We start from the raw sequence: 24,059 nt of genomic DNA, 5'->3' as shown, positions 1-24,059 counted from the left end.
CGTCGGCGTGGCGAGCCGCCGGAGGGGACGCGGCCCGAAAGGATGCGTACGGCGCCGTGGCGGTACGGCGCCGTCACCTCTGGGTGCCGGGCGCTCGGGTCCGGCACCCGGTGGTCAGCGGTGCCGGGACATGGTCCGGCCGCGCCGGAACAGCAGGACTCCGGCCGCGATCAGCACGGCACCGGCGCCCGAAGTGGCCCACAGCATCCGCGAGTTGTTACCGGTGTGCGGAAGGGTGGGCGGAGTGGTGTGCCCACCGGGAGGCGGAGTGGTGTGACCTCCCGGAGGGGGCGTGGTGTGCCCGCCGGGGGGCGGTGTCGTGTGACCTCCGGGCGGGGGCGTGGTGTGCCCGCCCGGAGGAGGCGTGCTCTCCTCACCGCCGTACGGAGGCGGAGTGGTCTCCTCGCCGCCGTAGGGAGGAGGCGTGGTCTCGTTGCCCCCGTATGGCGGAGGGGTGGTCTCCTCGCCGCCATAAGGGGGAGGAGACGTTTCTTCACCGCCGTACGGGGGCGGAGTCGTCTCCTCGCCGCCGTAGGGCGGGGGCGTCGTCTCGTCGTCGCCGTACGAGGGCGGACGGGTGGTCTCCTCGTCGTCCCCGTACGACGGCGGGGGTGTCGTCTCGTCGTCGTCACCGTACGCAGGGGGCGGCGTCGTCTCGTCGTCGTCGCCGTAGGAGGCGGGCGCGGTGGTGGCCGGGGCGCTCGGCTCGTCGTGGCCGTAGGACGGGGGCGGGGTGGTCTCGTCGTCCCCGTACGAGGCCGGCGGCTTGGTCTGCTCGGCGCCGTACGCGGGCGGGGTCTTGACCGGGGTGCTCGGCTCGTCGTCGTCACCGTAGGACGACGGCGCGGTGGTGCGGGGCGCCTTGGGGAGGGCGTCCTTGACACAGGCGTTGCCGACGGCCGGGTTGAGCGCGGCCGACACATCTACGGAGTGCCCGCAGATGTTGACCGGGACGTGCACCGGCACCTTGAGGGTGTTGCCGGACAGCGCGCCGGGAGAGCCCTGTGCGGCTCCGTGCGCTCCCGAATCGGCGAGCGCCTGACTGACGTACAAGGACAGCACACCCGTCGCGGCGGCGGCCACGACCATGCCCTTGCTCAGGGTCTGTCGCAATCTCGTGGTCTTCCTGCTCGAAGAAGTGGGAAGGCCGGCCCCGGAACGCGGATTCACATGGGATCAACGGTCCGGGGCCGGCCTGAACGCAGCCGTGGGGCTGGTGCCTCGCGTTATGCGCGTCAGTCGTTGACGCAGGCGTTGCCGAACGCCGGGTTCAGCAGCGCGATGACGTTGACGGAGTTGCCGCACACGTTCACGGGGATGTGGATCGGGACCTGGACGACGTTGCCGGACAGCACGCCCGGCGAACCGACCGCGGCACCCTCGGCACCGGCGTCGGCGAAGGCGGGAGCCGCCCCACCCAGAGCCAGGATGGCGCCGGCGATGACAGCAGCGCTCTTCTTCATGGTCTTTCCCTTCTCTGCGGTCATGCCCTGTGACGGCCGAAACCGAGCGAGCACAACTTGAACGGCTCGCACCATGACCGGCAGGCTGTAGAACGAGGAATAGACGGCGGAAGAAACTGTGGAACGCGCGTCGCCGGTCAATTCACTCGAACGCCCCCAGGGAATTGACAGCATGGAGCAGCGAAAACCGCCCGGGGCACGGAAATCCGTGCCGCCGGGCGGTTTTTACGAGCGCTCGCGCCTGCGTCAGTTGTTGGCGACGCCGTTGCCCGCGAGGACCGAGACGTCGTCGACGAGGTGCGACAGCGGCTCGTCGTTCTTCGCCTGGGTGGAGTTCTCGGCGCACTGCTGGTTCTGCGGGGAGGACAGGACGGGGATGTCCTGGACACCGACGTTGACCAGGGCCAGCACCGACTGGACGTTCGCCTTGACCGGCAGGCCGACGCAGAGCTTGTTCACGGAGCTCTGCACCAGCGTGGCCTGCGGGCTGAGGTCGCCGTTGGTCACGTTGTTGCCGAACGCCTCGGTGGCGCCGTTGCCGCTGAACGACGTGGTACCCGTGTCGTTGCCGATGGCAAGCGCCTGAGGGGCCGCCGCCGCCGACACGCCCACGAAGGACGCGGCGACCGCCGCCGCGGCCATTGCCTTCTTCAGCATTTCGCTTTCCTTTCCTGGCTGTTCGCCAGACGCTTTCCTGGCTGGTCGCCAGACGTTCGTTCCTGCGGAGACATCAACCCACCGGGCGCCGATTGGTTGCGGTAAGTCACCCGATCGGATCGCTTCCGGTGCACGGAGGAGACGGAATTCCCGCCGAGGCGGGCGCCCCGTTTTCCGCGCGCCCCGTCGGCCGTTGGAGTGAACGGGAGCAACCCCCTCCCCGGCCCGGCAGTTGAGCCGGGCACTCCGATGGACGGGGTTTCTCCAGAAGGGAATCGCAAGTGATCAAGAAGGTTCTGGCCGCCGCCGCGGTCGCCGCGTCCGTTGCCGGCGTCTCCGCCGCCGCCGCGTCGCCGGCCCTGGCCATCGGCAACGACACCGGTACGACGTCGTTCAGCGGCAACGGCGCCTCCCAGGCGTTCGGCAACTCCGCGACCTACGGCAACATGAGCCCGCAGATGGCGCTCATCCAGGGCTCGCTCAACAAGCCCTGCATCGGCCTGCCCGCGAAGGTCAACGCCCAGTCCCTGGTGGGTCTGCTCAACGTCGGCGCGCAGGACATCCCGATCCTGTCCTCGCCGCAGAACCAGCAGTGCGTCGAGAACTCGACCCAGGCCAAGGGCGACGAGCCCCTGTCGCACATCCTGGACGACATCTCCGCGCTGTCCGGCAACGGCGCCGCCAACAACTGACGCCTCCGCAACGCATCCGGGCCGCCGACTCGATCGGCGGCCCGTCGGTGTTTCCAGAGGCAGTTGAGCCGAGGGGGGCGTTTGTGAACTCATCGGACTGCGCTGCCCCGATAGGGTCAAAGACCGCAACCCCGGCGCCCGCTTCCCCGTTGACGATCACGCAGCTCCTCCCCGGAGTCCGCCTTTCGAAGGGAACCAACATGAAGAAGCTGTGGGCAACCGCGGCCGTCGCCGCCTCCGTCGCCGGTCTCGCGGGCGCGGCCGCCCCGCAGGCCCTGGCCATCGGTGACGACCACGGCACCACGTCGTTCAGCGGAAACGGCGCCTCGCAGTCGTTCGGCAACTCGGCCACCTACGGCAACATGAGCCCGCAACTGGCTCTGGTCCAGGGTTCGCTGAACAAGCCCTGCATCGGCCTGCCGGCGAAGCTCAACGCCCAGTCCCTGGTGGCCCTGGTCAACGTCGGCATCCAGGACATCCCCGTCCTGTCCTCGCCGCAGAACCAGCAGTGCGTCGAGAACTCGACCCAGGCCAAGGGCGACGAGCCGCTGTCGCACATCCTGGACGACATCTCCGCGCTGTCCGGCAACGGTGCCGGCAACGGCTGATCGAGCCCCCCGCAGCGGCGGCCCACCGGTTCCGACCGGTGGGCCGCCGCCGTGTTTCCCGAGGTCAGGACACGATGTCCTTGCGGGTGAAGCCCCGGAAGGCCAGGGCGAACAGGACCAGGGCGTAGGTGACCGAGACCGAGGCGCCCTGGGCCATGCCGGCCCACTCCGCGTGCGGCTGGAGGAGGTCGGCCCAGGCGAACTGCCAGTGCGCGGGCAGGAAGTCGCGCCAGTGGCCGAGCGCGGTCACCGCGTCCAGGACGTTGCCGACGATGGTCAGCCCGACCGCGCCGCCCACCGCGCCGAGCGGGGCGTCGGTCCGGGTGGAGAGCCAGAACGCGAGCCCCGCGGTGACCAGTTGCGAGACGAAGAGGTACAGCACCACCACGGCGAGGCGCCCGACCGCCGTCCCCGCCTCCACCGCCCCGCCGGTCGGCACCAGCAGCGGACCCCAGCCGTACGCGGCCGTGCCCACCGCCAGGGCCACCGTGGGCAGCAGGATCATCGCGGCCAGGCTCATCCCGAGCCCCACCACCAGCTTCGACCACAGCAGCCGCGCCCTCGGCACCGGCGCCGCCAGCAGATAGCGCAGCGAGGACCAGCCGGCCTCGGAGGCGACCGTGTCCCCGCAGAACAGGGCGACCGGGATCACCAGCAGGAAGCCGGCCGACACGAAGAGGCTGACGGCGGCGAAGTTGGCGCCGGACGCGGTGGCCGTGTCCATCAGGGAGATCCGGCGCCCCCGCCCGGCCGGGTCCCCGCCGATCGCGAACGCGGCCAGCAGGATCAGCGGCAGCGCGGCCAGGATCGCGCCCATGACCAGCGTGCGGCGCCGCCCGAGCTGGCGGACGAGTTCCACCCGTACGGGCAGGGTGCGCGCGGCGCGGTAGCCGGGTGCCGTCTCCGCGGTCTCGGTGAGCGTGCTCACGCGGAGCCTCCGATCAGGGTGAGGAAGGCGTCCTCCAGACGCCGGTGCGGGCCGACGGAGAGCACGGGCACCTCGAGGCGGACCAGGTCCACGACGAGTGCGCCCGCGGTGTTGCCGGGTTCGAGGCGGATCAGCAGCCCGTCCTCGGCCGGTACGGCGGAGGCGACGCCGTCCAGCGCGGCCACCTTCTCCACGACCGGGTCGGCGAGGGGGGTGCCGGTGCCGACGAGCAGGGTGTCGCCGGAGCCGACGATCTCACCGACCGGGCCCGCCTGGACCAGCCGGCCCCGGTCCATGACCACCAGGTGGGTGCAGGACTGCTCGACCTCGGCCAGCAGGTGGCTGGAGACGATGACGGTGCGCCCGGCGGCCGCGTACCGGATCATCACCTCGCGCATCTCGCGGATCTGCGGCGGGTCCAGGCCGTTGGTGGGCTCGTCCAGGATGAGCAGGTCGGGCAGGCCGAGCATGGCCTGGGCGATGGCCAGGCGCTGGCGCATGCCCTGGGAGTAGGTGCGGACCGCGCGGGCCAGGGCGTCGCCGAGGCCCGCGATCTCCAGGGCCTCGGCGAGGTGGGCGTCCTCGGGCGGGCGGCCGGTGGCGCGCCAGTACAGCTCCAGGTTCTCCCGGCCGGTGAGGTGGGGCAGGAAGCCGGCGCCCTCCACGAAGGCGCCGACACGGGAAAGGACCGGGGCGCCGGGGCGGATGGCGTGGCCGAAGACGCGGATCTCGCCGCCGTCGGGCCGGATCAGGCCCATCAGCATACGCAGGGTGGTGGTCTTGCCCGCGCCGTTGGGCCCGAGCAGGCCGAGCACCTGGCCCTTCTCGACACGGAAGGAGAGGTCGCGTACGGCGTACCGGTCGGCGGACTTGGCGTAGCGCTTGCTCAAGTCGGTGATGAGCAGCGGGACTTCGGTCAGTTCCGGGTCGGGGGCGGGGGCCGTGGTGCGGCGGCGGGCGGTGAGGAGGAGGGCGAGGGCCGCTGCGACGCCCGCGAGAGGGAGCCACCAGATCCAGGAGGGGAGCGGGGTGGGCGCGGTGGTGACGGCGGGGGCCGTGGGCACGCTCAACGGGCCCTTGAGGGAAACCGTGTAGGTCGCCGGGGCGGTGGGTGAGGCGTAGGCGAGGTCGGTGGTGGCGAGGACCAGGCGGAGGTGGTGGCCCTGCTGCACCTCGTGGTCGACGGGCGGGAGGGTGACGGTGATGTCCTTGCCCGCCTTGGCGCCGGTGACCCTGAGCGGGGTGACGAGCTGGCCGGGGAGCACCTGGCTGCCGCCGGGGCCGACGTCGTAGAGCTTGGCGAAGAGGACCGCGTCGGCGCTGGTGGACTGCACATGGACGCGGGCGGTGGGGCTGCCGGTGATACGGAGGGCGGTGCGCTGGGGGGCTGCGTCGAACTTGGCGTACTGGCCGGGGAAGTCGAGGGAGACGCCGGTGCCGAGGGCGGAGAGCTGGGCGAGGCCGCCGCCGCCGAGGCCGGGCAGGGCGGAGACGGCGGGCGGGCTGGCGCCGGCCGGGTTGGCTACGCGCTGCTCGCGGCCGGTGAGGGGGATCGTGCGGGGGTCGCCGCGCAGGCCGGGGTAGGCGTCGGCGGTGGCGCCCCGGCTGCGGGTGCTGCCGTCGGTGGAGTCGACGCCTCCGGTGCGGGTGATCCGGAAGGCGGGACCGGTGCCGACGGACTCGCCCTTGAGGTAGTGGTCGAACCAGTCCCGTACCCGTCCCTGGACCCGGCCGGTCTCCAGGTCTCCCCCGTCGTGGCCGCCCGCGATCCAGTCGACCTCGACGGGGGCGCCGTTGGCCCGGATCGCGCGCTCGGCGGCGTCGGACTGGGCGAGGGTGAACAGGGAGTCGGTCTGGCCCTGGAAGAGCAGGGTCGGGACCTTGATGCGGTCGGCGACGGCCGAGGGCGAGCGGCGCTGGAGCAGGGCGCGGGCGTCGGCGTCGGGGACGCCGGACTGGGCGACGCGCTGGTACATCGCGCACAGCGCGGGCTCGAACTTCCCGCAGCCGCCGCCGGAGTTGAAGAAGACGCCGGTCCACAGCTTCTTGAACACGCCGTTCGGGAACAGGGCGTCGGCGAGGTCCCAGTAGGTGACGGCGGGCGCGATGGCGTCGACGCGCGGATCATGTCCGGCCGCCAGGAGGGAGATCGCCCCGCCGTACGAGCCGCCCGCGATGCCCACGCGCGGGTCGCCGGGCTTGTCGAGGCGGACCTCGGGCCTCTTGGCGAGCCAGTCGATGAGGCGGGAGACGTCGGTGACCTCGTGCGCCGGGTCGTTGAGCCCGATCCTGCCCGTGGAGTGGCCGAACCCCCGTGCGGACCAGGTGAGTACGGCGTACCCGTGCCCGGCGAGGTCCTCGGCCTGGGCGCGCAGGTCGTCCTTGCTGCCGCCGAAGCCGTGGGCGAGCAGGACGGCGGGGCGCCGGCCGCCGCCTCCGGAGGTGAAGTACGAGGTGTCCACCCGGCTGCCGTCCGCCATGGCCAGGACCCGGTCGGTGCGGTGCGGGCGGGGCGTGTCGGACGCGGTCGCCGTCCACGTACCGGTGGCGGCCAGCAGTACGGCGGCCCCCAGCGCGGCGGCGGCCCGCCGGGGCCGCTTCGGCAGCCGGGGCACTCGAAGATCCATGACCCAACGGTACGGGCCGCCCTCCCCGCCGGACGGCCCCGCCGGGCTGAACCCCCGCCCCTCCTTCGGGAGTACGGGTGCGGCCGGGTGTACTGCGGGCGCGGTAGGGGGTCAGCTCCGGGTGTCCTCGGGGAGCGAGACCAGCCAGTGGGTGTCGCGGCGGGGCCGCAGGTACAGCGCCCAGTACAGGGTGGCGACGGCGGTGATGCCGCCGGTCCACAGCAGGTAGGCGGGGTCCTGCTGGACGAGGACGTAGCCGAGGACGGCGATGAGCAGGACGGGTACGGCCGGCCACAGCGGCATCCGCCAGGCCGGGGTGTGCCGGTGGCTGTCGCGGCGGCCGAGCAGGGCGGCGACGGCGACGAGCAGGTACATGGCGGTGACGGAGACCCCGGTGACGCCGTACAGGGTGTCCAGGTCGACGAAGCAGAGCAGCGCGCCGGGGACGCCGACGGTGAGGGTGGCGACCCAGGGCGAGCCGAACCGGCCGAGCCGGGAGAGGAGGTCGTTGACCGGGGTGGGCCACGCCTTGTCGCGGGCGGAGGCGAACAGGACGCGGGAGTTCTGGATGACCATCACGATGCCCGCGTTGACGATGGCGAGGGCGACGCAGAGGCTGACGAACGTACCGACGGCCGTGTTGGACCAGGCGGTCACCATGGCGCTGAGGTCGCCGCCGGTCAGTTCCCTCAGGTCGGTGGCGCCCATGGTGATGGCGGCGACCGGCACCAGGATGATCACGGTGGAGATGGCGAGGGTGGCGAGCACAGTACGGGCCACGTCCCGGCGCGGGTGCTCCAGTTCCTCGGAGAGGTAGACGGCGGTCGAGAAACCCTGGGTGACGAAGAGGGCGATGGCGAGGCCGGAGACGACCAAGCCGGCGGTAACGGGGTCGACGCTCCCGTGGGCTCCGGCCACCTCCATGGAGACCAGGCTCCCGGCGCCCCGGTGGGCGTGGGAGAAGCCGAGCACCGCGACGACGGCCGCCGCGATGACCTCCAGGACCAGGAAGACGCCGGTGATCCAGGCGTTGGCGCGCAGGTCGAGCAGCCCGGCGAGGGTGGCGAGCAGCATGACCCCGGCGCCGGTGAGGGCGGGGTCCACATGGACGAGGGGGGCGATGTAGTCGGCGGTGCCCATCGCGATGACGGGCGGCACGATCACCACGACCAGCAGCGACAGCACGAACACCAGCCAGCCCGCGAGGCGCCCGGCGAGGGTGGAGACCATGGCGTACTCGCCGCCCGCGCTGGGGATGAGGGTGCCCAGCTCGGCGTAGCAGAACGCCACGGCGATACAGAGCACCGAGCCGATGGCGATGGTGAGCGCGGTCGCGGTGCCGAGGGTGCCGAAGAGGTCGGGGACGACCACGAAGAGGGTGGAGGCGGGCGTCACGCAGGAGAGGGTCAGCAGGGTGCCGCCGACGACGCCGATGGAGCGCTTGAGTTTCCGCCGGCCGTCACCGGTCTCTGCGGCGCTGGCTGGCTCGGCGGGGCGGAGCGTGTCGGTCATGCGGCGTCCGATCGACTCGTGCGGTGAGGACTCGGGCGGGAGCGGTATCGCCTCCGGCGGCTCGCGGTGTGTCGTACGTCTCGCTCCCGGCGCTGCATGGAACACCGACGAAAACCATCACGTCAATGGGTGTCGACCTACGGAATCCGCAGCCTTGACGCGCCTTTGACGACCGAAACAGCACCATCTCGCAGGCGCCCGCGCCCTTGTCGGCCGTACGGGAACCGCAGGCCCTGGCCGAAAAAAGACGGGCCCGAAGCCAGCGAAAGCTGCCTCCGGGCCCGGATGTCCGCGCGGCTCAGTGGTTGCGCGGGAAGCCCAGGTCGACGCCTGCCGGGGCGTCGGAGGGGTCGGGCCAGCGGGTGGTGACGACCTTGCCCCGGGTGTAGAAGTGGGTGCCGTCGTTGCCGTAGATGTGGTGGTCGCCGAAGAGGGAGTCCTTCCAGCCGCCGAAGGAGTGGTAGCCGACGGGGACCGGGATGGGGACGTTGACGCCGACCATGCCGGCCTCGATCTCCAACTGGAAGCGGCGGGCGGCGCCGCCGTCGCGGGTGAAGATGGCGGTGCCGTTGCCGTAGGGGGAGGCGTTGATGAGGGCGACGCCGTCCTCGTAGGTGTCCACGCGCAGCACGGACAGCACCGGGCCGAAGATCTCGTCCTGGTACGCCTTCGCGCTGGTCGGCACCTTGTCGAGCAGGGAGATGCCGATCCAGTGGCCCCCCTCGTGGCCCTCGACGGTGTATCCGGTGCCGTCGAGCACGACCTCGGCGCCCTCGTCGGCGGCGCCGGTGACGTAGGCGGCCACCTTGTCGCGGTGGACCTTGGTGATCAGGGGGCCCATCTCCGAGGTGGGGTCGGTGCCGGGGCCGATCTTGATCTTCTCGGCGCGCTCGCGGATCTTCTGCACCAGCTCGTCGCCGATGGAGCCGACGGCGACGACCGCCGAGATGGCCATGCAGCGCTCGCCCGCCGAGCCGTAGGCGGCGCTCACGGCCGCGTCCGCCGCCGCGTCGAGGTCGGCGTCGGGGAGCACCAGCATGTGGTTCTTGGCGCCGCCGAGGGCCTGGACGCGCTTGCCGTGGGTGGAGGCGGTGGTGTGGATGTAGCGGGCGATCGGGGTGGAGCCGACGAAGGACACCGCCTTCACGTCCGGGTGCTCCAGCAGCCGGTCGACGGCCACCTTGTCCCCGTGCACGACGTTGAAGACACCGTCCGGCAGCCCGGCCTCGGCCAGCAGTTCCGCCAGCTTGAGGGCGGCCGACGGGTCCTTCTCCGACGGCTTCAGCACGAAGGTGTTGCCGCACGCGATGGCCAGCGGGAACATCCACATCGGCACCATCGCCGGGAAGTTGAACGGGGTGATGCCCGCGACCACGCCGAGCGGCTGCCGGATCGCGGCCACGTCGACGCTGGTGGCGACCTGGGTGGACAGCTCGCCCTTGAGCTGGACGCTGATCCCGCAGGCCAGGTCCACGATCTCCAGGCCGCGCGCGACCTCGCCGAGCGCGTCGGAGTGCACCTTGCCGTGCTCGGCGGTGATCAGCGCGGCGATCTCGTCGCGGTGGGCGTCCAGCAGGGCGCGGAACTTGAACAGGATGGACGTGCGCTGGGCCAGCGAGGACTGTCCCCAGGTGGCGAAGGCGTCCTTGGCGGCGGCGACCGCCGCGTCCACCTCCTCGACGGATGCGAAGGCGACCTTGGTGGTGACCTCGCCGGTCGCCGGGTCGGTGACCGGCCCGTACGTGCCCGACGCGCCCTCGGCGGTCTTGCCGCCGATCCAGTGGTTGACGATCTTCGTCATGTCCTCGGGCTCCTTGTCACAGATGGCGGCGGCGGGCCGGCAGATGCCGTTCGTACAGATCGCGTGCCTCGACCGCGGACGGCCTGGTCGCGGTCTCGGCCACAGGAACATCCCACCAGGCCGCGGCCGGGGGCGCGCCCGACACACTGTCGGACGTTTCGGTCTCCACGTAGACACAAGTGGGAGTGTCGGCGGCGCGCGCCTCGGCGAGGGCCTCCCGCAGCTCGGCGACCGTACGGGCGCGCAGCACCCGCATGCCGAGGCTGGCCGCGTTGGCGGCGAGGTCGACGGGGAGCGGCGGGCCGGTGAGGGTGCCGTCCACGGCGGGATACCGGTACGCGGTGCCGAACCGCTCGGCGCCGACCGACTCGGACAGGCCGCCGATGGACGCGTACCCGTGGTTCTGGATCAGCACCATCTTGATCGCCACGCCCTCCTGCACGGCGGTGACGATCTCGGTCGGCATCATCAGATATGTCCCGTCGCCGACCAGCGCCCAGACGTTCCGCTCGGGAGCGGCGAGCTTCACGCCGAGGGCGGCCGGGATCTCGTAGCCCATGCAGGAGTAGCCGTACTCCAGGTGGTACTGGTCGCGGGCGCGGGTCCGCCAGAGTTTGTGCAGGTCGCCGGGGAGGGAGCCGGCCGCGTTGACGATGATGTCGCTCGCGTCCACCAGGGCGTCCAGCGCGCCGATCACCTGGGCCTGGGTCGGCACCGCGTCCGGGTCCTCGGCGGCGAAGCAGGCGTGGACCCGGCGCTCCCAGTCCGCCTTGGCCGCCGAATAGCCCGCGCGATACGCCTCCGGCACCCGGTGCCCGTGCATCCCCAGCGCCTCGGTCAGCTCGCCCAGTCCGCTGCGGGCGTCGGCGACCAGTGGCAGCCCGGCCAGCTTGTGGCCGTCGAAGGGCGCGATGTTGAGGTTGAGGAAGCGCACGCCGGGGTCCTGGAAGAGGGTGCCGGAGGCGGTGGTGAAGTCGGTGTACCGGGTGCCGACGCCGATCACCAGGTCGGCCGCGCGGGCGAGTTCAGCGGCGGTGTCGGTGCCGGTGTGGCCGATGCCGCCCACGTCCTGGGGATGGTCGTACGGCAGGGAACCCTTGCCAGCCTGGGTGGCGGCGACCGGGATGCCGGTGGCGGCGGCGAACTCCGCGAGGGCGTCCTCGGCGCGGCTGTGGTGGACCCCGCCGCCCGCGACGACGAGGGGACGCCGGGCCTGCCTGATCTCCCGTACCGCTTCGGCGAGTTCGGCCGGGTCGGCGCCTGGCCTGCGTACGGTCCAGACCCGGTCGGCGAAGAACTCCTCGGGCCAGTCGTACGCCTCCGCCTGCACGTCCTGCGGGAGGGCGAGGGTGACGGCGCCGGTGTCGGCCGGGTCGGTGAGCACCCGCATGGCCGCGAGCGCGCTCGGGATCAGGGCCTCGGGGCGGGTGATCCGGTCGAAGTACCGGGACACCGGGCGCAGGGTGTCGTTCACCGACACATCGCCCGCGTAAGGGAGTTCGAGCTGCTGGAGGACGGGGTCGGCGGGGCGCGTGGCGAAGACGTCGCCGGGGAGCAGGAGGACGGGCAGGTGGTTGATCGTGGCGAGGGCGGCGCCGGTGACGAGGTTGGTGGCGCCGGGGCCGATGGAGGTGGTCACCGCGTGGGTGGAGAGCCGGTTCGACTGGCGGGCATACCCGACGGCCGCGTGCACCATCGCCTGCTCGTTGCGACCCTGGTGATACGGCATCAACTCCCGGTGTTCCAGCAGGGCTTGGCCGATGCCGGCGACGTTGCCGTGGCCGAAGATGCCCCAGGTGGCGCCGATGAGCCGCTGCCGTACGCCGTCGCGTTCGGTGTACTGGGCGGCGAGGAAGCGGACGAGCGCCTGCGCGACCGTGAGCCTGGTGGTCACCGGTAACCCCCTGTGTGATCCGGGTGGAAGCTGATCCGCCACTCCCGGTCGGCGCCGGGTCCGGCCATCACGTTCAGGTAGTACATGGCGTGGCCGGGCTGGGCGATCGACGGGCCGTGCCAGCCGTCGGGGACGAGCACCGCGTCACCCGTGCGGACCTCGGCGAGCAGGTCGGCGCCGCCGGTACGGGAGGGGAAGACGCGCTGGTAGCCGAGGCCGCCGTCCTCGATCTCGAAGTAGTAGATCTCCTCCAGCTCGGACTCCTCCCCCGGCCGGTGCTCGTCGTGCTTGTGCGGCGGGTAGGACGACCAGTTGCCGCCGGGGGTGATGACCTCCACGGCGATGAGCCGGTCGCAGTCGAAGGTGTCGGCGGCGGCGAAGTTGCGCACCTGGCGGGCGCAGGTGCCGCTGCCGCGCTGTTCGACGGGGACCTCCGGCGCGGGGCCGTAGCGGGCGGGGAGTCGTCGCTCGCACTTCGCTCCTGCCAGGGCGAAGCGGCCTCCCGCGCCGGAGGCGATCTGGACCCGGCTGTCGCGGGGGGCGTACGCGAAGTCGGAGACTGCCGCGAACACGTTCTCCCGGCCTCGGATCTGAAACTCGTTCTCGTCAATTTGTACGGTACATGCACCCTGGAGAGGGAGCACGATCCATTCGGCGGCGCCGGTGTCGAAGGTATGGGTGCCGCCCGCTTCCAGCTCCACGACGCGCAGGCGGGTGTGTGCCCAACCCTGAGCCCAACCCTCCTGACCTGGCCCGATGTCGAGCGCGTACGGGCCGTTCGCGGCCTCGCCGTGCGGCAGATGGAGTCGGGTGCTGGTCATGCGGGCCCTCATAGCAGTCCTGCGGCGGTGTCCACGGCGGCGGCCACGTCGCCGTCCGCCGGGTACAGCAGTGTGCGGCCGACCACCAGGCCGCGCACGGTGGGGAGTTGAAGCGCGCCGCGCCACTTCTCGTACGCGGCGGCCTGCTCCTGCGGGGAGCCGCCGGTCTCGCCGCCCAGCAGGACGGCGGGCAGCGTGGTGGTCGCCATGACGTCGGCCATGTCGTCCGGGTTCTCCGTGACGGGCACCTTCAACCAGGTGTAGGCGGAGGAGCCGCCGAGTCCGGAGGCGATGGCGAGGGAGGTGGTGACGGCCTCGGCCGACAGATCGTTGCGCAGCCGCCCGTCCGGGCCGCGTCGGCTGAGGAACGGCTCGATGAACAGCGGGAGTCGGCGTTCCGCCATGGCGTCGACGGCGCGGGCGGCGGACTCCAGGGTGGTCAGCGAGCCGGGGTCGGTGGGGTCGATGCGCAGCAGCAGCTTGCCCGCGTCGAAGCGGCGGCGGGCGATGTCCTCGGGGCGGTGTCCGGTGAAGCGGTCGTCCAGCTCGAAGCGGGCGCCCTGGAGACCGCCCCGGTTCATGGAGCCCAGGACGACCTTGCCCTCCAGGGCGCCGAGCAGCAGCAGGTCGTCGAGTACGTCGGCGCTGGCCAGCACCCCGTCCACACCGGGCCGGGACAGCGCCACGCACAGCCGGTGCAGCAGGTCGGCCCGGTTGGCCATGGCAAACGGCCGCCCACCCGCACCCAGCGCACCCCGCGCCGGATGATCGGCGGCCACGATCAGCACCCGCTCCCGCGCCCCGACCAACGGCCGCCGCACCCGCCGAGCAGCCGCCTCCGCGATGGCCTCGGGGTGCCGGGTACGGAGGTGGACCAGGGCGGCGACGTCGACGCGGGCGGTGCTCATCGGGGGGCTCCGGCGGGGGGCTTGGCGGGACAGAGTCCGCATGCGCCCCGGCCGGCGGCGGTGACACGGGCCCGAGTGGCGGCCGTTACCTCGGCGGCGAGGCGGACTCGCTGAGCGCTCCTCCTCCCGGCGGCGGCTTCGGCAGGGCGTGGGCCGCACGCGCTCCAGCCCCCGGCGACGGCACTGGCCCCCGTGACGAGCCTCGCCCCGACAGCGGGCCGGGCACGAAGGGCGGGTCTCACCCCGGCGGCGGCCTCGGCGGGACGGGGGCCGCACACGCTCCAGCCCTCGGTGGCAGCACGCGCCTCAGCGGCGATCCTCGCCCCGGCAGCAGCCCGGGCACGAGGGGCGATACTCGCCCCGGCGGCGGCGCCCCCACCGGGCACCCCCAGGATGATCGCCGCCCCCGCCCGGCCAGGGCTCATCGCACCGCTCCCGTCGCCAGTGCCGCAGCCACCTCGTCTGAGGTCGGCATCGCGGAGGAGCATTCCAGTCGTGAGGCGACGATCGCGCCGGCGGCGTTGGCGTGGCGCATGACCGTCTCCAGGTCCCAGCCCTCCAGCAGGCCGTGGCACAGCGAGCCTCCGAACGCGTCGCCCGCGCCGAGGCCGTTGAGGACGGTGACCGGGAGCGGGGGCACCTCCGCGCTTGTGCCGTCGCGGTGGACGGCGAGGACGCCCTTGGGGCCCTGTTTCACCACCGCCAGTTCCACCCCCGCGGCCAGCAGCGCGCGGGCGGCGGCGTGCGGATCGCGGGTGCCGGTGGCGATCTCCACCTCGTCCACGTTGCCGACGGCGACGGTGGCGTGCCGCAGGGCCTCGGCGTAGAAGGGACGCGCGGTGTCGGGGTCCGCCCAGAACATCGGGCGCCAGTCGAGGTCGAAGACGGTGATGCCGGACCGGGCGCGGTGGGCGAGGGCGCCGAGGGTGGCCGTACGGCTGGGCTCCTCGCTCAGGCCGGTGCCGGTGACCCAGAAGACGCGGGCGGCGCGGATCGCGTCGAGGTCGAGTTCGCCGGGGTGGATCTCCAGGTCGGGCGCCTTGGGCAGCCGGTAGAAGTAGAGCGGGAAGTCGTCCGGCGGGAAGACCTCGCAGAAGGTGACCGGGGTGGGCAGGCCGGGCACCGGGGTCACCCAGCGGTCGTCCACGCCGAAGCCGCGCAGCGCCTCGTGGAGGTACGTACCGAACGGATCGTCACCGGTACGGGTGATGACGGCGGTTCCGAGTCCGAGGCGGGCGGCGGCGACGGCGACGTTGGTGGCGGAGCCGCCGAGGAACTTGCCGAAGGACGTCACCCGGTCGAGCGGGACGCCGGTCTGGAGGGGGTAGAGGTCCACCCCGATCCGTCCCATGGTGATCAGGTCGTACGCCATCGACTCCCCTTCATCAGGTTCATCAGGACTCGTCAGGACTACCCCGGCAGGACTCTCTCCCCCGGCTTTCTAGTCCGGTCCGGTGAGCCCTGTCAACGTTTTGTCCAGACATTCGGACCAGCTATTGACACACTTTCCGGACGGCCCGCACGCTGACGGCCATGACGTCGATGCCGTCCTCCCCGCTGTCCCGTGTCCGCGTCGGTTCGGCGCCCGACTCCTGGGGCGTCTGGTTCCCGGACGACCCCGCCCAGGTCCCCTGGCGGCGCTTCCTGGACGAGGTGGCCGCGTCCGGTTACGAGTGGATCGAGCTGGGCCCCTACGGGTACCTGCCCACCGACCCCGAGGTGCTCGCCGAGGAGACCGCCCGGCGCGGCCTGAAGGTGTCGGCCGGGACCGTGTTCACCGGGCTGCACCACGGCCCGGCGGTGTGGGAGAAGACCTGGGAGCACGTCTCCGCCGTCGCCGAGCTGACCCGCGCGACCGGCGCCCGCCACCTCGTCGTCATCCCCTCCTTCTGGCGGGACGACCGCACCGGCGCGGTGCTGGAGCCGGCCGAACTGACCCCGGCCCAGTGGCGCGACCTGACCGGACAGACCGAGCGGCTGGGCCACGAGGTGCGCGAGCGGTACGGCCTGACGATCGTCGTCCACCCCCATGCCGACACCCACATCGACACCGAGGCCCACGTCACCCGCTTCCTCGACGCCACCGACCCCGCCCTGGTCTCCCTGTGCCTGGACACCGGCCACTACGCCTACTGCGGCGGCGACAGCGTCGAGCTGATCGAGACCTACGGCGAGCGGCTCGGCTACCTCCACCTCAAGCAGGTCGACCCGGAGATCCTGGCCCAGGTGCGCACGGAGGGCACGCCCTTCGGCCCGGCGGTCGCGCGGGGCGTGATGTGCGAACCCCCCGCCGGGGTACCCGCGCTCGGCCCGGTACTGGAGGCGGCGGCCCGGCTGGACACCGACCTGTTCGCCATCGTCGAGCAGGACATGTACCCCTGCGAGCCGGACCGGCCGCTGCCGATCGCCCGCCGCACCCGCGCGTTCCTGAGGTCGTGCGGCGTATAAACGCACCGCGCGCTCGCGAACACGACGGTTCCGCTCGTACGGGTCAACACGCCACGCCCGCCGCACCCCCACTTCCTCTGCTGTGGTTGTGTCACGAACGCACCCCTCCTGTCACATATGTCGCGCCTACGCGGGTTCTCCGTCACACCCGGCCCACAGCCGCTTGCTCGTGGTCACTCTGCGTCGTTGACCGGGCACAGGCTTGGTGATCACCAGCACAGCGCCGGGCTCCCCCGACGGCCGCTCCCCGGCCGCCGCCGCGGCGCGCGCAGGAGGTGCGACGCATGACCGACCGCAGGCTCTGGTCCTACAAGGAGATCGCGGCACACATCCGGGTGCAGCCGGACACCGTTCGGTCCTACCGGAAACACGGCCTGCTGCCACCGCCCGACCACGTGGAGAGCGGCAAGCCCTACTGGTACGCCGACACCGTGCGCGCCTGGGTCGCCTCCCGGCCCGGCAACCGGGGCCGCAGAGAGGGCTGACCCCCGCGCCACCCGACCCGGAACGCCCGTACGCCTCCCCTCGGGGACGGTGTGCGGGCGTTCGTCGTACTGCGACAAAGCGGGCGTATACATAGGGTGCCGGTGAATTCCCCCCGCACCCGGCACCCCCTTGGGGAATACCCCCTAGGGGTATAGTGTTCGAAGAGTGAGGGTCCCCCGAGGACACCCCAGTACGACCCCAGTACGACCCCAGTACGACGAGGAGAACGACATGAGCGCCCAGACCGACACCCCCGGCTCCGTCACCGCCGTCTACCAGGTGAGCGGCATGAGCTGCGGCCACTGCGAGGGCTCCGTCTCCGCCGAGATCTCCGAGATCCCCGGCGTCAGCTCGGTGAAGGCCGTCGCCTCCACCGGCGAGGTCACCGTCGTCTCGGCGGCCCCGCTCGACGAGGAGGCCGTGCGCGCCGCCGTCGACGAGGCCGGCTTCGAGCTGACCGGCCGGGCCTGAGCACCACCCCGCAGGTCCGCGCGTCCCGCGCGCGGACCGCGCACCCTTCCCCCGACCGGGCCGTACCGACCAGCTCATACTGGATTCCGTAAGGTCCGGTCCGATGTCTGGAGTCCGGGCATGACCAGCACCACCGCAGAGACAGGGCGTACGGCGCCCACCGCGGACGAGAACCGGGTCGAGCTGCTCATCGGCGGCATGACCTGCGCGTCCTGCGCCGCGCGGGTGGAGAAGAAGCTCAACCGCATGGACGGCGTGAGCGCCACCGTGAACTACGCGACGGAGAAGGCGAAGGTCAGCTTCGGCGACGGCGTCCGCGTCGCGGACCTGATCGCGGTCGTCGAGAAGACCGGGTACACCGCCGAGGAACCCCCGCCCCCGGAGCCCGAACCGGCCGCCGAGGCAGGGGAGTCCGCCGGGCCGGCCGAGCGCGACCCCGAGCTGTCCGCGCTCCGGCAGCGGCTGCTGGTCTCCGCCCTGCTCGCCGTGCCCGTGATCCTGATGGCGATGGTCCCGCCGCTCCAGTTCGACAACTGGCAGTGGCTCTCACTGACCCTCGCCGCGCCCGTGGTCGTCTGGGGCGGGTGGCCCTTCCACCGGGCCGCCTGGACCAACCTGCGGCACGGCGCGGCCACCATGGACACCCTGGTCTCGGTCGGCACGCTGGCCGCGTTCGGCTGGTCGCTGTGGGCCCTGTTCTTCGGCCACGCGGGCATGCCCGGCATGCGGCACGCCTTCACCTTCACCGTCTCCCGCTCCGAGGGCACCTCCGTCATCTATCTGGAGGTCGCCGCCGGGGTCGTCGCGCTGATCCTGCTCGGCCGCTATCTGGAGGCCCGCTCCAAGCGCCGGGCGGGTGCCGCGCTGCGGGCGCTGATGGAGCTGGGCGCGAAGGACGTGACGGTACTGCGGGACGGTCGCGAGACCCGGATTCCGGTCGGCTCGCTCGCCGTGGGTGACCGGTTCGTGGTGCGGCCCGGCGAGAAGATCGCCACCGACGGCACGGTGCTGGAGGGCACCTCCGCCGTCGACGCCTCCATGCTGACCGGTGAGTCCGTGCCCGTCGACGTCTCCCCCGGCGACCGGGTCACCGGCGCCACCGTCAACGCGGGCGGGCGGCTGCTGGTCGAGGCGGACCGGGTCGGCGGGGACACCCAGCTTGCCCGGATGGCCCGGCTGGTGGAGGACGCGCAGAACGGCAAGGCCGAGGTGCAGCGCCTGGCCGACCGGATCTCCGGCGTGTTCGTGCCCGTGGTCATCCTGATCGCGCTCGGCACCTTCGGCGTCTGGCTGGGCGTCACCGGGGACACGGTCGCCGCCTTCACCGCCGCCGTCGCCGTACTGATCATCGCCTGCCCCTGCGCCCTGGGCCTGGCGACCCCGACCGCGCTGATGGTCGGCACCGGGCGGGGCGCGCAGCTCGGCATCCTCATCAAGGGCCCCGAGGTACTGGAGTCCACCCGCCGCGTGGACACCGTCGTGCTCGACAAGACCGGCACCGTCACCACCGGGCGGATGACGCTCCAGGAGGTGTACACCGCCCCCGGCGAGGACGAGAAGCAGGTGCTGCGGCTGGCCGGCGCCCTGGAGCACGCCTCCGAGCACCCCGTCGCCCGCGCGGTCGCGGAGGGCGCCGAGGAGCGCGTCGGCACGCTGCCCCCCGCCGAGCACTTCGAGAACGTCCCCGGCCGGGGCGTACGCGGCCGCGTGGACGGCCACGAGGTGGCCGCCGGACGGCTCTGGGACGACCTGCCGCAGGAACTGGCCGCCGCCCGCTCCCGGGCCGAACAGGAGGGCCGTACGGCCGTCGTGGCGGGCTGGGACGGCAAGCCGCGCGCGGTGCTCGCCGTCGCGGACGCGGTGAAGGAGACCAGCGCCGAGGCGGTACGCGAACTGCGCGCGCTCGGTCTGACGCCGGTGCTGCTCACCGGGGACAACCGCACGGTCGCCGAGGCGGTCGCGCGCGAGGTCGGCATCGACGAGGTCATCGCCGAGGTGCTGCCTGAGGACAAGGTGGACGTGGTCCGGAAGCTGCAGCGCGAGGGGCGGGCTGTCGCCATGGTCGGGGACGGGGTGAACGACGCGGCCGCGCTCGCCACCGCCGACCTCGGTCTCGCCATGGGCACCGGCACCGACGCGGCGATCGAGGCCGGGGATCTCACCCTGGTCCGGGGCGACCTGCGGGTGGCCGCCGACGCCATCCGGCTCTCCCGGCGCACCCTCGGCACCATCAAGGGCAACCTGGTGTGGGCCTTCGGCTACAACGTCGCCGCGCTCCCGCTGGCCGCGGCGGGGCTCATGAACCCGATGATCGCGGGGGCGGCGATGGCCTTCTCCTCGGTGTTCGTGGTGACCAACAGCCTGCGGCTGCGCCGGTTCCGCTGAGGCGGGCCAGGAAGTGCCGTGAGTGGCCGGAAGAAGTCCCCCGAGGAGAAGTAAGAGTCCCTCTAGAGTCCGGCGCGCACCTCACATAAGCTCTTCACAAGGCTCGCGCATCTTCCTTACGCTTGGGTCCCGATCGCCGTATCGGGGCTCTTGCGCACCTATGGGACGTATGCAAGAGACGCAGATCACAGTGACGCGAACGTAACCATCGAAGGGGTTCGAAGGTCTAAGTTGGCGGTGTCAGTCCAGCGTCTTGGGGGGCGCCGGCTGGCATCTGAAGACGTCTTGGGGGACTTCTTCAGAGATGCGTTGCCGGGGCACGTACACCGGGAAGCTTTGAGCGGCCCTCCCAGCGTGCGCTGTCCCGGCAGACCGCACTACGTTTCACATCACTGACAGCGAATTCAGGCGCTGTCTCTCCGAGCGCCCGGCCCGGATCCCGTGGGGGGAATCCGCACCGGGGCATGGGAAGGCGCCCTGGACGTCGGCCCGTGGGGGGACCGACGCCAGGGCGCCTTCCGCTTTTCTACGTACTCAGCGTGTCTACGTACTCAGCGCTGCTCGACCGGCACGAAGTCGCGCTCGACGACACCCGTGTAGATCTGGCGCGGGCGGCCGATGCGGGAACCCGGCTCCTTGATCATCTCGGTCCACTGGGCGATCCAGCCCGGCAGGCGGCCCAGCGCGAACAGGACCGTGAACATCTCGGTCGGGAAGCCCATGGCCCGGTAGATCAGACCGGTGTAGAAGTCCACGTTGGGGTAGAGGTTGCGCGAGACGAAGTAGTCGTCGGAGAGCGCGTGTTCCTCCAGCTTGAGCGCGATGTCCAGCAGCTCGTCGGACTTGCCGAGCGCAGAGAGGACGTCGTGCGCGGCGGCCTTGATGATCTTGGCGCGCGGGTCGAAGGACTTGTACACCCGGTGGCCGAAGCCCATCAGGCGGACGCCGTCCTCCTTGTTCTTCACCTTGCGGATGAAGGTGTCGACGTCGCCGCCGTTGGCCTGGATGTTCTCCAGCATCTCCAGCACCGACTGGTTGGCGCCGCCGTGCAGCGGGCCCCACAGCGCGTTGATGCCGGCGGAGATCGAGGCGAACATGTTGGCCTGCGAGGAGCCGACCAGGCGGACCGTGGAGGTCGAGCAGTTCTGCTCGTGGTCCGCGTGCAGGATCAGCAGCTTGTCCAGCGCGGAGACGACGACCGGGTCGAGGTCGTACTCCTGGGCCGGCACGGAGAACGTCATGCGCAGGAAGTTCTCGACGTAGCCGAGGTCGTTGCGCGGGTAGACGAACGGGTGGCCGATCGACTTCTTGTAGGCGTACGCCGCGATCGTCGGGAGCTTGGCGAGCAGCCGGATCGTGGAGAGGTCGCGCTGCTTCTCGTCGAACGGGTTGTGGCTGTCCTGGTAGAAGGTGGACAGCGCCGAGACCACCGAGGACAGCATGGCCATCGGGTGGGCGTCGCGCGGGAAGCCCCGGTAGAAGTTCTTGACGTCCTCGTGCAGCAGGGTGTGCCGCGTGATGTCGCCCTGGAACTTGGCCAGCTCGTCGACGGTGGGCAGCTCACCGTTGATCAGGAGGTACGCCACCTCGAGGAAGGTGGAGCTCTCGGCGAGCTGCTCGATCGGGTAGCCGCGGTAGCGGAGGATGCCCGCCTCGCCGTCGAGGTAGGTGACGGCGGATTTGTACGCGGCCGTGTTGCCGTAGCCGCTGTCCAGGGTCACCAGACCGGTCTGGGCGCGGAGCTTCCCGATGTCGAAGCCCTTGTCGCCGACGGTGCTGTCGACCACCGGATAGGTGTACTCGCCGTCGCCGACCCGCAGTACTACCGCGTCGTTCTTGGTGTGCTCGCTCACGTCTTCCCTCACCGACTTAGTGCCTCATCTTCGAGGTGCCCTGACTGTCTCTACCATCCCCCATTTGGCTCAGGAGAGTGCACTCGGGGTCGCCACTTGGCCCACTGGCGGCACTCAGTGCCGTCAACCTGCTCATCCTGCCCCCTGGGCGGGGCATCCGGAAAGGCTCTGTGACCTTCATGACTCATTTGATCGATCATTTTCGCCGAGGTGCCCGGAACCGGCGAGCCTGAAGTCGAGCGCCGTGCACCGCCGGCCTGCCGACACCGTGCGCACGGCCTGCCCGATCGCCTTGCGCGAACCCACCAGCACCACCAGCTTCTTGGCGCGGGTGACCGCCGTGTAGAGCAGGTTGCGCTGGAGCATCATCCAGGCGCCGGTGGTGACCGGGATCACCACGGCCGGGTATTCACTGCCCTGGGAGCGGTGAATGGTCACGGCGTAGGCGTGGGCCAGTTCGTCCAGTTCGTCGAATTCGTACCCCACCTCCTCGTCCTCGTCGGTGAGGACCGTCAGGCGCTGTTCGACCGGGTCGAGCGAGGTCACCACGCCCACGGTGCCGTTGAAGACGCCGTTCGCGCCCTTGTCGTAGTTGTTGCGGACCTGGGTGACCTTGTCGCCGACCCGGAAGACCCGGCCGCCGAACCGCTTCTCCGGCACGTCGGGGCGGCCGGGGGTGACGGCCTGCTGGAGCAGGGCGTTGAGGGCGCCGGCGCCCGCCGGGCCCCGGTGCATCGGGGCGAGGACCTGCACGTCCCGGCGCGGGTCGAGGCCGAAGCGGGCCGGGATGCGGCGGGCGGCCACGTCCACGGTGAGCCGGCCGGCCTCCTCGGTGTCGTCCTCGACGAAGAGGAAGAAGTCGTCCAGCCCCTCGGTGAGCGGGTGTTGGCCCGCGTTGATCCGGTGGGCGTTGGTGACCACCCCGGAGCGCTGGGCCTGGCGGAACACGCGGGTGAGCCGGACGGCGGGCACCGGACTCCCCCCGGCCAGCAGATCCCGCAGCACCTCCCCGGCGCCGACGCTGGGCAACTGGTCCACGTCCCCGACGAAGAGGAGGTGGGCGCCGGGCGGTACGGCCTTGACCAGCTTGTTGGCGAGCAGCAGGTCCAGCATGGACGCCTCGTCCACCACCACGAGGTCGGCGTCCAGCGGGCGGTCGCGGTCGTAGGCGGCGTCCCCGCCGGGCTTCAGCTCCAGCAGCCGGTGCACGGTGGACGCCTCGGCGCCGGTCAGCTCGGCCAGCCGCTTGGCGGCGCGTCCGGTGGGCGCGGCGAGCACCACCTTGGCCCGCCGGGCGCGGGCGAGTTCGACGACCGAGCGGACGGTGAAGGACTTGCCGCAGCCGGGGCCGCCGGTGAGGACGGCGACCTTCTCGGTGAGCGCGAGCCGGACGGCGGCCTCCTGCTCGGGCGCGAGATCGGTTCCGGTACGGCCCTTCAGCCAGCCGAGCGCCTTGTCCCAGTTCACGTCCCGGAAGGCCGGCATCCGGTCCTCGCCGGTGCGCAGCAGCCTCGACACCTGGGCGGCCAGGGAGAGTTCGGCCCGGTGGAAGGGGACGAGGTACACGGCGGTGACGGGCTCCCCGCCGTCCGGTCCGGGCACCCGTTCCCGTACGACTCCGGGCTCCTCGCCCTCCTCACCGGGGGCGGCCAGCTCGGCCAGGCACTCGATGACCAGGCCGGTGTCGACCTGGAGGAGCTTGACCGCGTCCGCGATGAGGCGTTCCTCGGGCAGATAGCAGTGGCCCTGGTCGGTGGACTGCGAGAGGGCGTACTGGAGCCCCGCCTTCACGCGTTCCGGGCTGTCGTGGGGGATGCCGACCGACTGGGCGATCTTGTCGGCGGTGAGGAAGCCGATGCCCCAGACGTCGGCGGCGAGCCGGTACGGCTGGTTCTTCACGACGGAGATCGAGGCGTCGCCGTACTTCTTGTAGATGCGCACGGCGATGGAGGTGGAGACCTCGACGGTCTGGAGGAAGAGCATCACCTCCTTGATCGCCTTCTGTTCCTCCCAGGCGTCGGCGATCCGCTGGGTGCGCTTGGGGCCGAGGCCGGGGACCTCGATCAGACGCTTCGGCTCCTCCTCGATGATCGTCAGGGTGTCCAGGCCGAAGTGCCGGGTGATGCGGTCGGCGAAGACCGGGCCGATGCCCTTGACCAGGCCGGAGCCGAGGTAGCGGCGGATGCCCTGGACGGTGGCGGGCAGCACGGTCGTGTAGTTCTCGCAGGTGAACTGCCTTCCGTACTGCGGGTGCGAGCCCCAGCGGCCCCGCATCCGCAGCGACTCCCCCACCTGGGCGCCGAGCAGCGCGCCGACCACGGTGAGCAGGTCGCCGCCGCCCCGGCCGGTGTCGACGCGGGCGACGGTGTAGCCGGTCTCCTCGTCGGCGTAGGTGATGCGCTCCAGCACCCCCTCCAGCTCGGCCAACTGCCGTTCGCCCGTGGTGTTCCCCGCCTGTCGAGACGCCTGCTGAGCCATGGACCGACGGTACCGGCGGGGGCGGAC

Annotated in this window: 19 protein-coding genes; 6 read left to right on the top strand and 13 right to left on the bottom strand. The window is 71.7% G+C overall.

Going from position 1 to position 24,059, the window contains the following annotated elements:
* Window positions 1-114: 114 nt before the first annotated feature.
* From E5083_RS28955 to E5083_RS28945, 3 genes are all read right to left on the bottom strand, one after another.
* Window positions 115-1,113, bottom strand: coding sequence for a chaplin family protein (locus E5083_RS28955; RefSeq protein WP_135788639.1), 999 nt, complete (start codon window positions 1,111-1,113; stop codon window positions 115-117).
* Window positions 1,114-1,235: 122 nt separating this feature from the next.
* Window positions 1,236-1,463: a chaplin ChpD gene (chpD, locus tag E5083_RS28950; protein WP_135788638.1), complete on the bottom strand. Its 228-nt coding sequence runs from the start codon at window positions 1,461-1,463 to the stop codon at window positions 1,236-1,238.
* 246 nt (window positions 1,464-1,709) lie between these two features.
* Window positions 1,710-2,120, bottom strand: coding sequence for a rodlin (locus E5083_RS28945; protein ID WP_135788637.1), 411 nt, complete (start codon window positions 2,118-2,120; stop codon window positions 1,710-1,712).
* A gap of 281 nt (window positions 2,121-2,401) precedes the next feature.
* Here E5083_RS28945 and E5083_RS28940 point away from each other — a divergent pair, with 281 nt between their 5' ends.
* Together E5083_RS28940 and E5083_RS28935 are read left to right on the top strand one after the other, a co-directional pair.
* Window positions 2,402-2,812 (top strand): rodlin, encoded by a 411-nt coding sequence (locus tag E5083_RS28940; protein ID WP_135788636.1) that lies wholly within the window; start codon window positions 2,402-2,404, stop codon window positions 2,810-2,812.
* A 200-nt stretch (window positions 2,813-3,012) separates the two neighbouring features.
* A complete protein-coding gene (locus E5083_RS28935; RefSeq protein WP_131589631.1) occupies window positions 3,013-3,420 on the top strand; it encodes a rodlin in 408 nt (135 codons plus the stop codon).
* A gap of 64 nt (window positions 3,421-3,484) precedes the next feature.
* Here the strand turns inward: E5083_RS28935 and E5083_RS28930 are convergent, their stop codons facing one another.
* The 8 genes from E5083_RS28930 to iolC all read right to left on the bottom strand — a co-directional run bounded on the left by E5083_RS28930 (window position 3,485) and on the right by iolC (window position 15,283).
* A complete protein-coding gene (locus E5083_RS28930; RefSeq protein WP_135788635.1) occupies window positions 3,485-4,348 on the bottom strand; it encodes an ABC transporter permease in 864 nt (287 codons plus the stop codon).
* On the bottom strand, window positions 4,345-6,975 hold the full coding sequence (locus E5083_RS28925) for an alpha/beta fold hydrolase (protein ID WP_135788634.1): 2,631 nt from the start codon (window positions 6,973-6,975) through the stop codon (window positions 4,345-4,347). Before E5083_RS28925 ends, E5083_RS28930 begins: the two co-directional genes overlap by 4 nt.
* Window positions 6,976-7,086: 111 nt before the next feature.
* A complete protein-coding gene (locus E5083_RS28920) occupies window positions 7,087-8,487 on the bottom strand; it encodes an APC family permease (RefSeq protein WP_135788633.1) in 1,401 nt (466 codons plus the stop codon).
* 298 nt (window positions 8,488-8,785) lie between these two features.
* A complete protein-coding gene (mmsA, locus tag E5083_RS28915) occupies window positions 8,786-10,288 on the bottom strand; it encodes a CoA-acylating methylmalonate-semialdehyde dehydrogenase (RefSeq protein ID WP_135788632.1) in 1,503 nt (500 codons plus the stop codon).
* 16 nt (window positions 10,289-10,304) lie between these two features.
* Window positions 10,305-12,182, bottom strand: coding sequence for a 3D-(3,5/4)-trihydroxycyclohexane-1,2-dione acylhydrolase (decyclizing) (gene iolD, locus E5083_RS28910; RefSeq protein ID WP_135788631.1), 1,878 nt, complete (start codon window positions 12,180-12,182; stop codon window positions 10,305-10,307).
* Window positions 12,179-13,003 (bottom strand): 5-deoxy-glucuronate isomerase, encoded by an 825-nt coding sequence (iolB, locus tag E5083_RS28905; RefSeq protein WP_135788630.1) that lies wholly within the window; start codon window positions 13,001-13,003, stop codon window positions 12,179-12,181. Before iolB ends, iolD begins: the two co-directional genes overlap by 4 nt.
* 8 nt (window positions 13,004-13,011) lie before the next feature.
* The gene (locus tag E5083_RS28900) at window positions 13,012-13,911 is read right to left on the bottom strand and encodes a Cgl0159 family (beta/alpha)8-fold protein (protein WP_135788629.1); all 900 of its coding nucleotides are present in this window, start codon (window positions 13,909-13,911) and stop codon (window positions 13,012-13,014) included.
* 421 nt (window positions 13,912-14,332) lie between these two features.
* Window positions 14,333-15,283, bottom strand: coding sequence for a 5-dehydro-2-deoxygluconokinase (gene iolC / locus E5083_RS28895; RefSeq protein WP_135788628.1), 951 nt, complete (start codon window positions 15,281-15,283; stop codon window positions 14,333-14,335).
* Window positions 15,284-15,444: 161 nt separating this feature from the next.
* Here iolC and E5083_RS28890 point away from each other — a divergent pair, with 161 nt between their 5' ends.
* The 4 genes from E5083_RS28890 (at window position 15,445) to E5083_RS28875 (ending at window position 19,701) form a co-directional block, all read left to right on the top strand.
* Window positions 15,445-16,359 (top strand): sugar phosphate isomerase/epimerase family protein, encoded by a 915-nt coding sequence (locus tag E5083_RS28890; protein ID WP_135788627.1) that lies wholly within the window; start codon window positions 15,445-15,447, stop codon window positions 16,357-16,359.
* A gap of 284 nt (window positions 16,360-16,643) precedes the next feature.
* On the top strand, window positions 16,644-16,844 hold the full coding sequence (locus E5083_RS28885) for a helix-turn-helix transcriptional regulator (protein WP_135788626.1): 201 nt from the start codon (window positions 16,644-16,646) through the stop codon (window positions 16,842-16,844).
* 232 nt (window positions 16,845-17,076) lie between these two features.
* Window positions 17,077-17,316 (top strand): heavy-metal-associated domain-containing protein, encoded by a 240-nt coding sequence (locus E5083_RS28880; RefSeq protein ID WP_135788625.1) that lies wholly within the window; start codon window positions 17,077-17,079, stop codon window positions 17,314-17,316.
* 120 nt (window positions 17,317-17,436) lie between these two features.
* Complete coding sequence (locus E5083_RS28875) at window positions 17,437-19,701, top strand: heavy metal translocating P-type ATPase (RefSeq protein WP_135788624.1); 2,265 nt, start codon at window positions 17,437-17,439, stop codon at window positions 19,699-19,701.
* Between the two features lie 551 nt (window positions 19,702-20,252).
* On the opposite strand, the gene E5083_RS28870 is transcribed toward E5083_RS28875, so the two are convergent.
* Together E5083_RS28870 and recD2 are read right to left on the bottom strand one after the other, a co-directional pair.
* Window positions 20,253-21,566: a citrate synthase gene (locus tag E5083_RS28870; protein WP_199812214.1), complete on the bottom strand. Its 1,314-nt coding sequence runs from the start codon at window positions 21,564-21,566 to the stop codon at window positions 20,253-20,255.
* 165 nt (window positions 21,567-21,731) lie between these two features.
* Entirely contained in the window at window positions 21,732-24,032 is a 2,301-nt protein-coding gene (gene recD2, locus E5083_RS28865; protein WP_135788623.1) for an SF1B family DNA helicase RecD2, read from the bottom strand.
* Window positions 24,033-24,059 lie beyond the last annotated feature (27 nt).

It is taken from the genome of Streptomyces bauhiniae, from assembly GCF_004784475.1.
GTDB lineage: Bacteria > Actinomycetota > Actinomycetes > Streptomycetales > Streptomycetaceae > Streptomyces > Streptomyces seoulensis.
The sequence above is the reverse complement of the archived record's forward strand: the minus strand, read 5'-3'. Positions and strand labels throughout refer to the sequence as shown.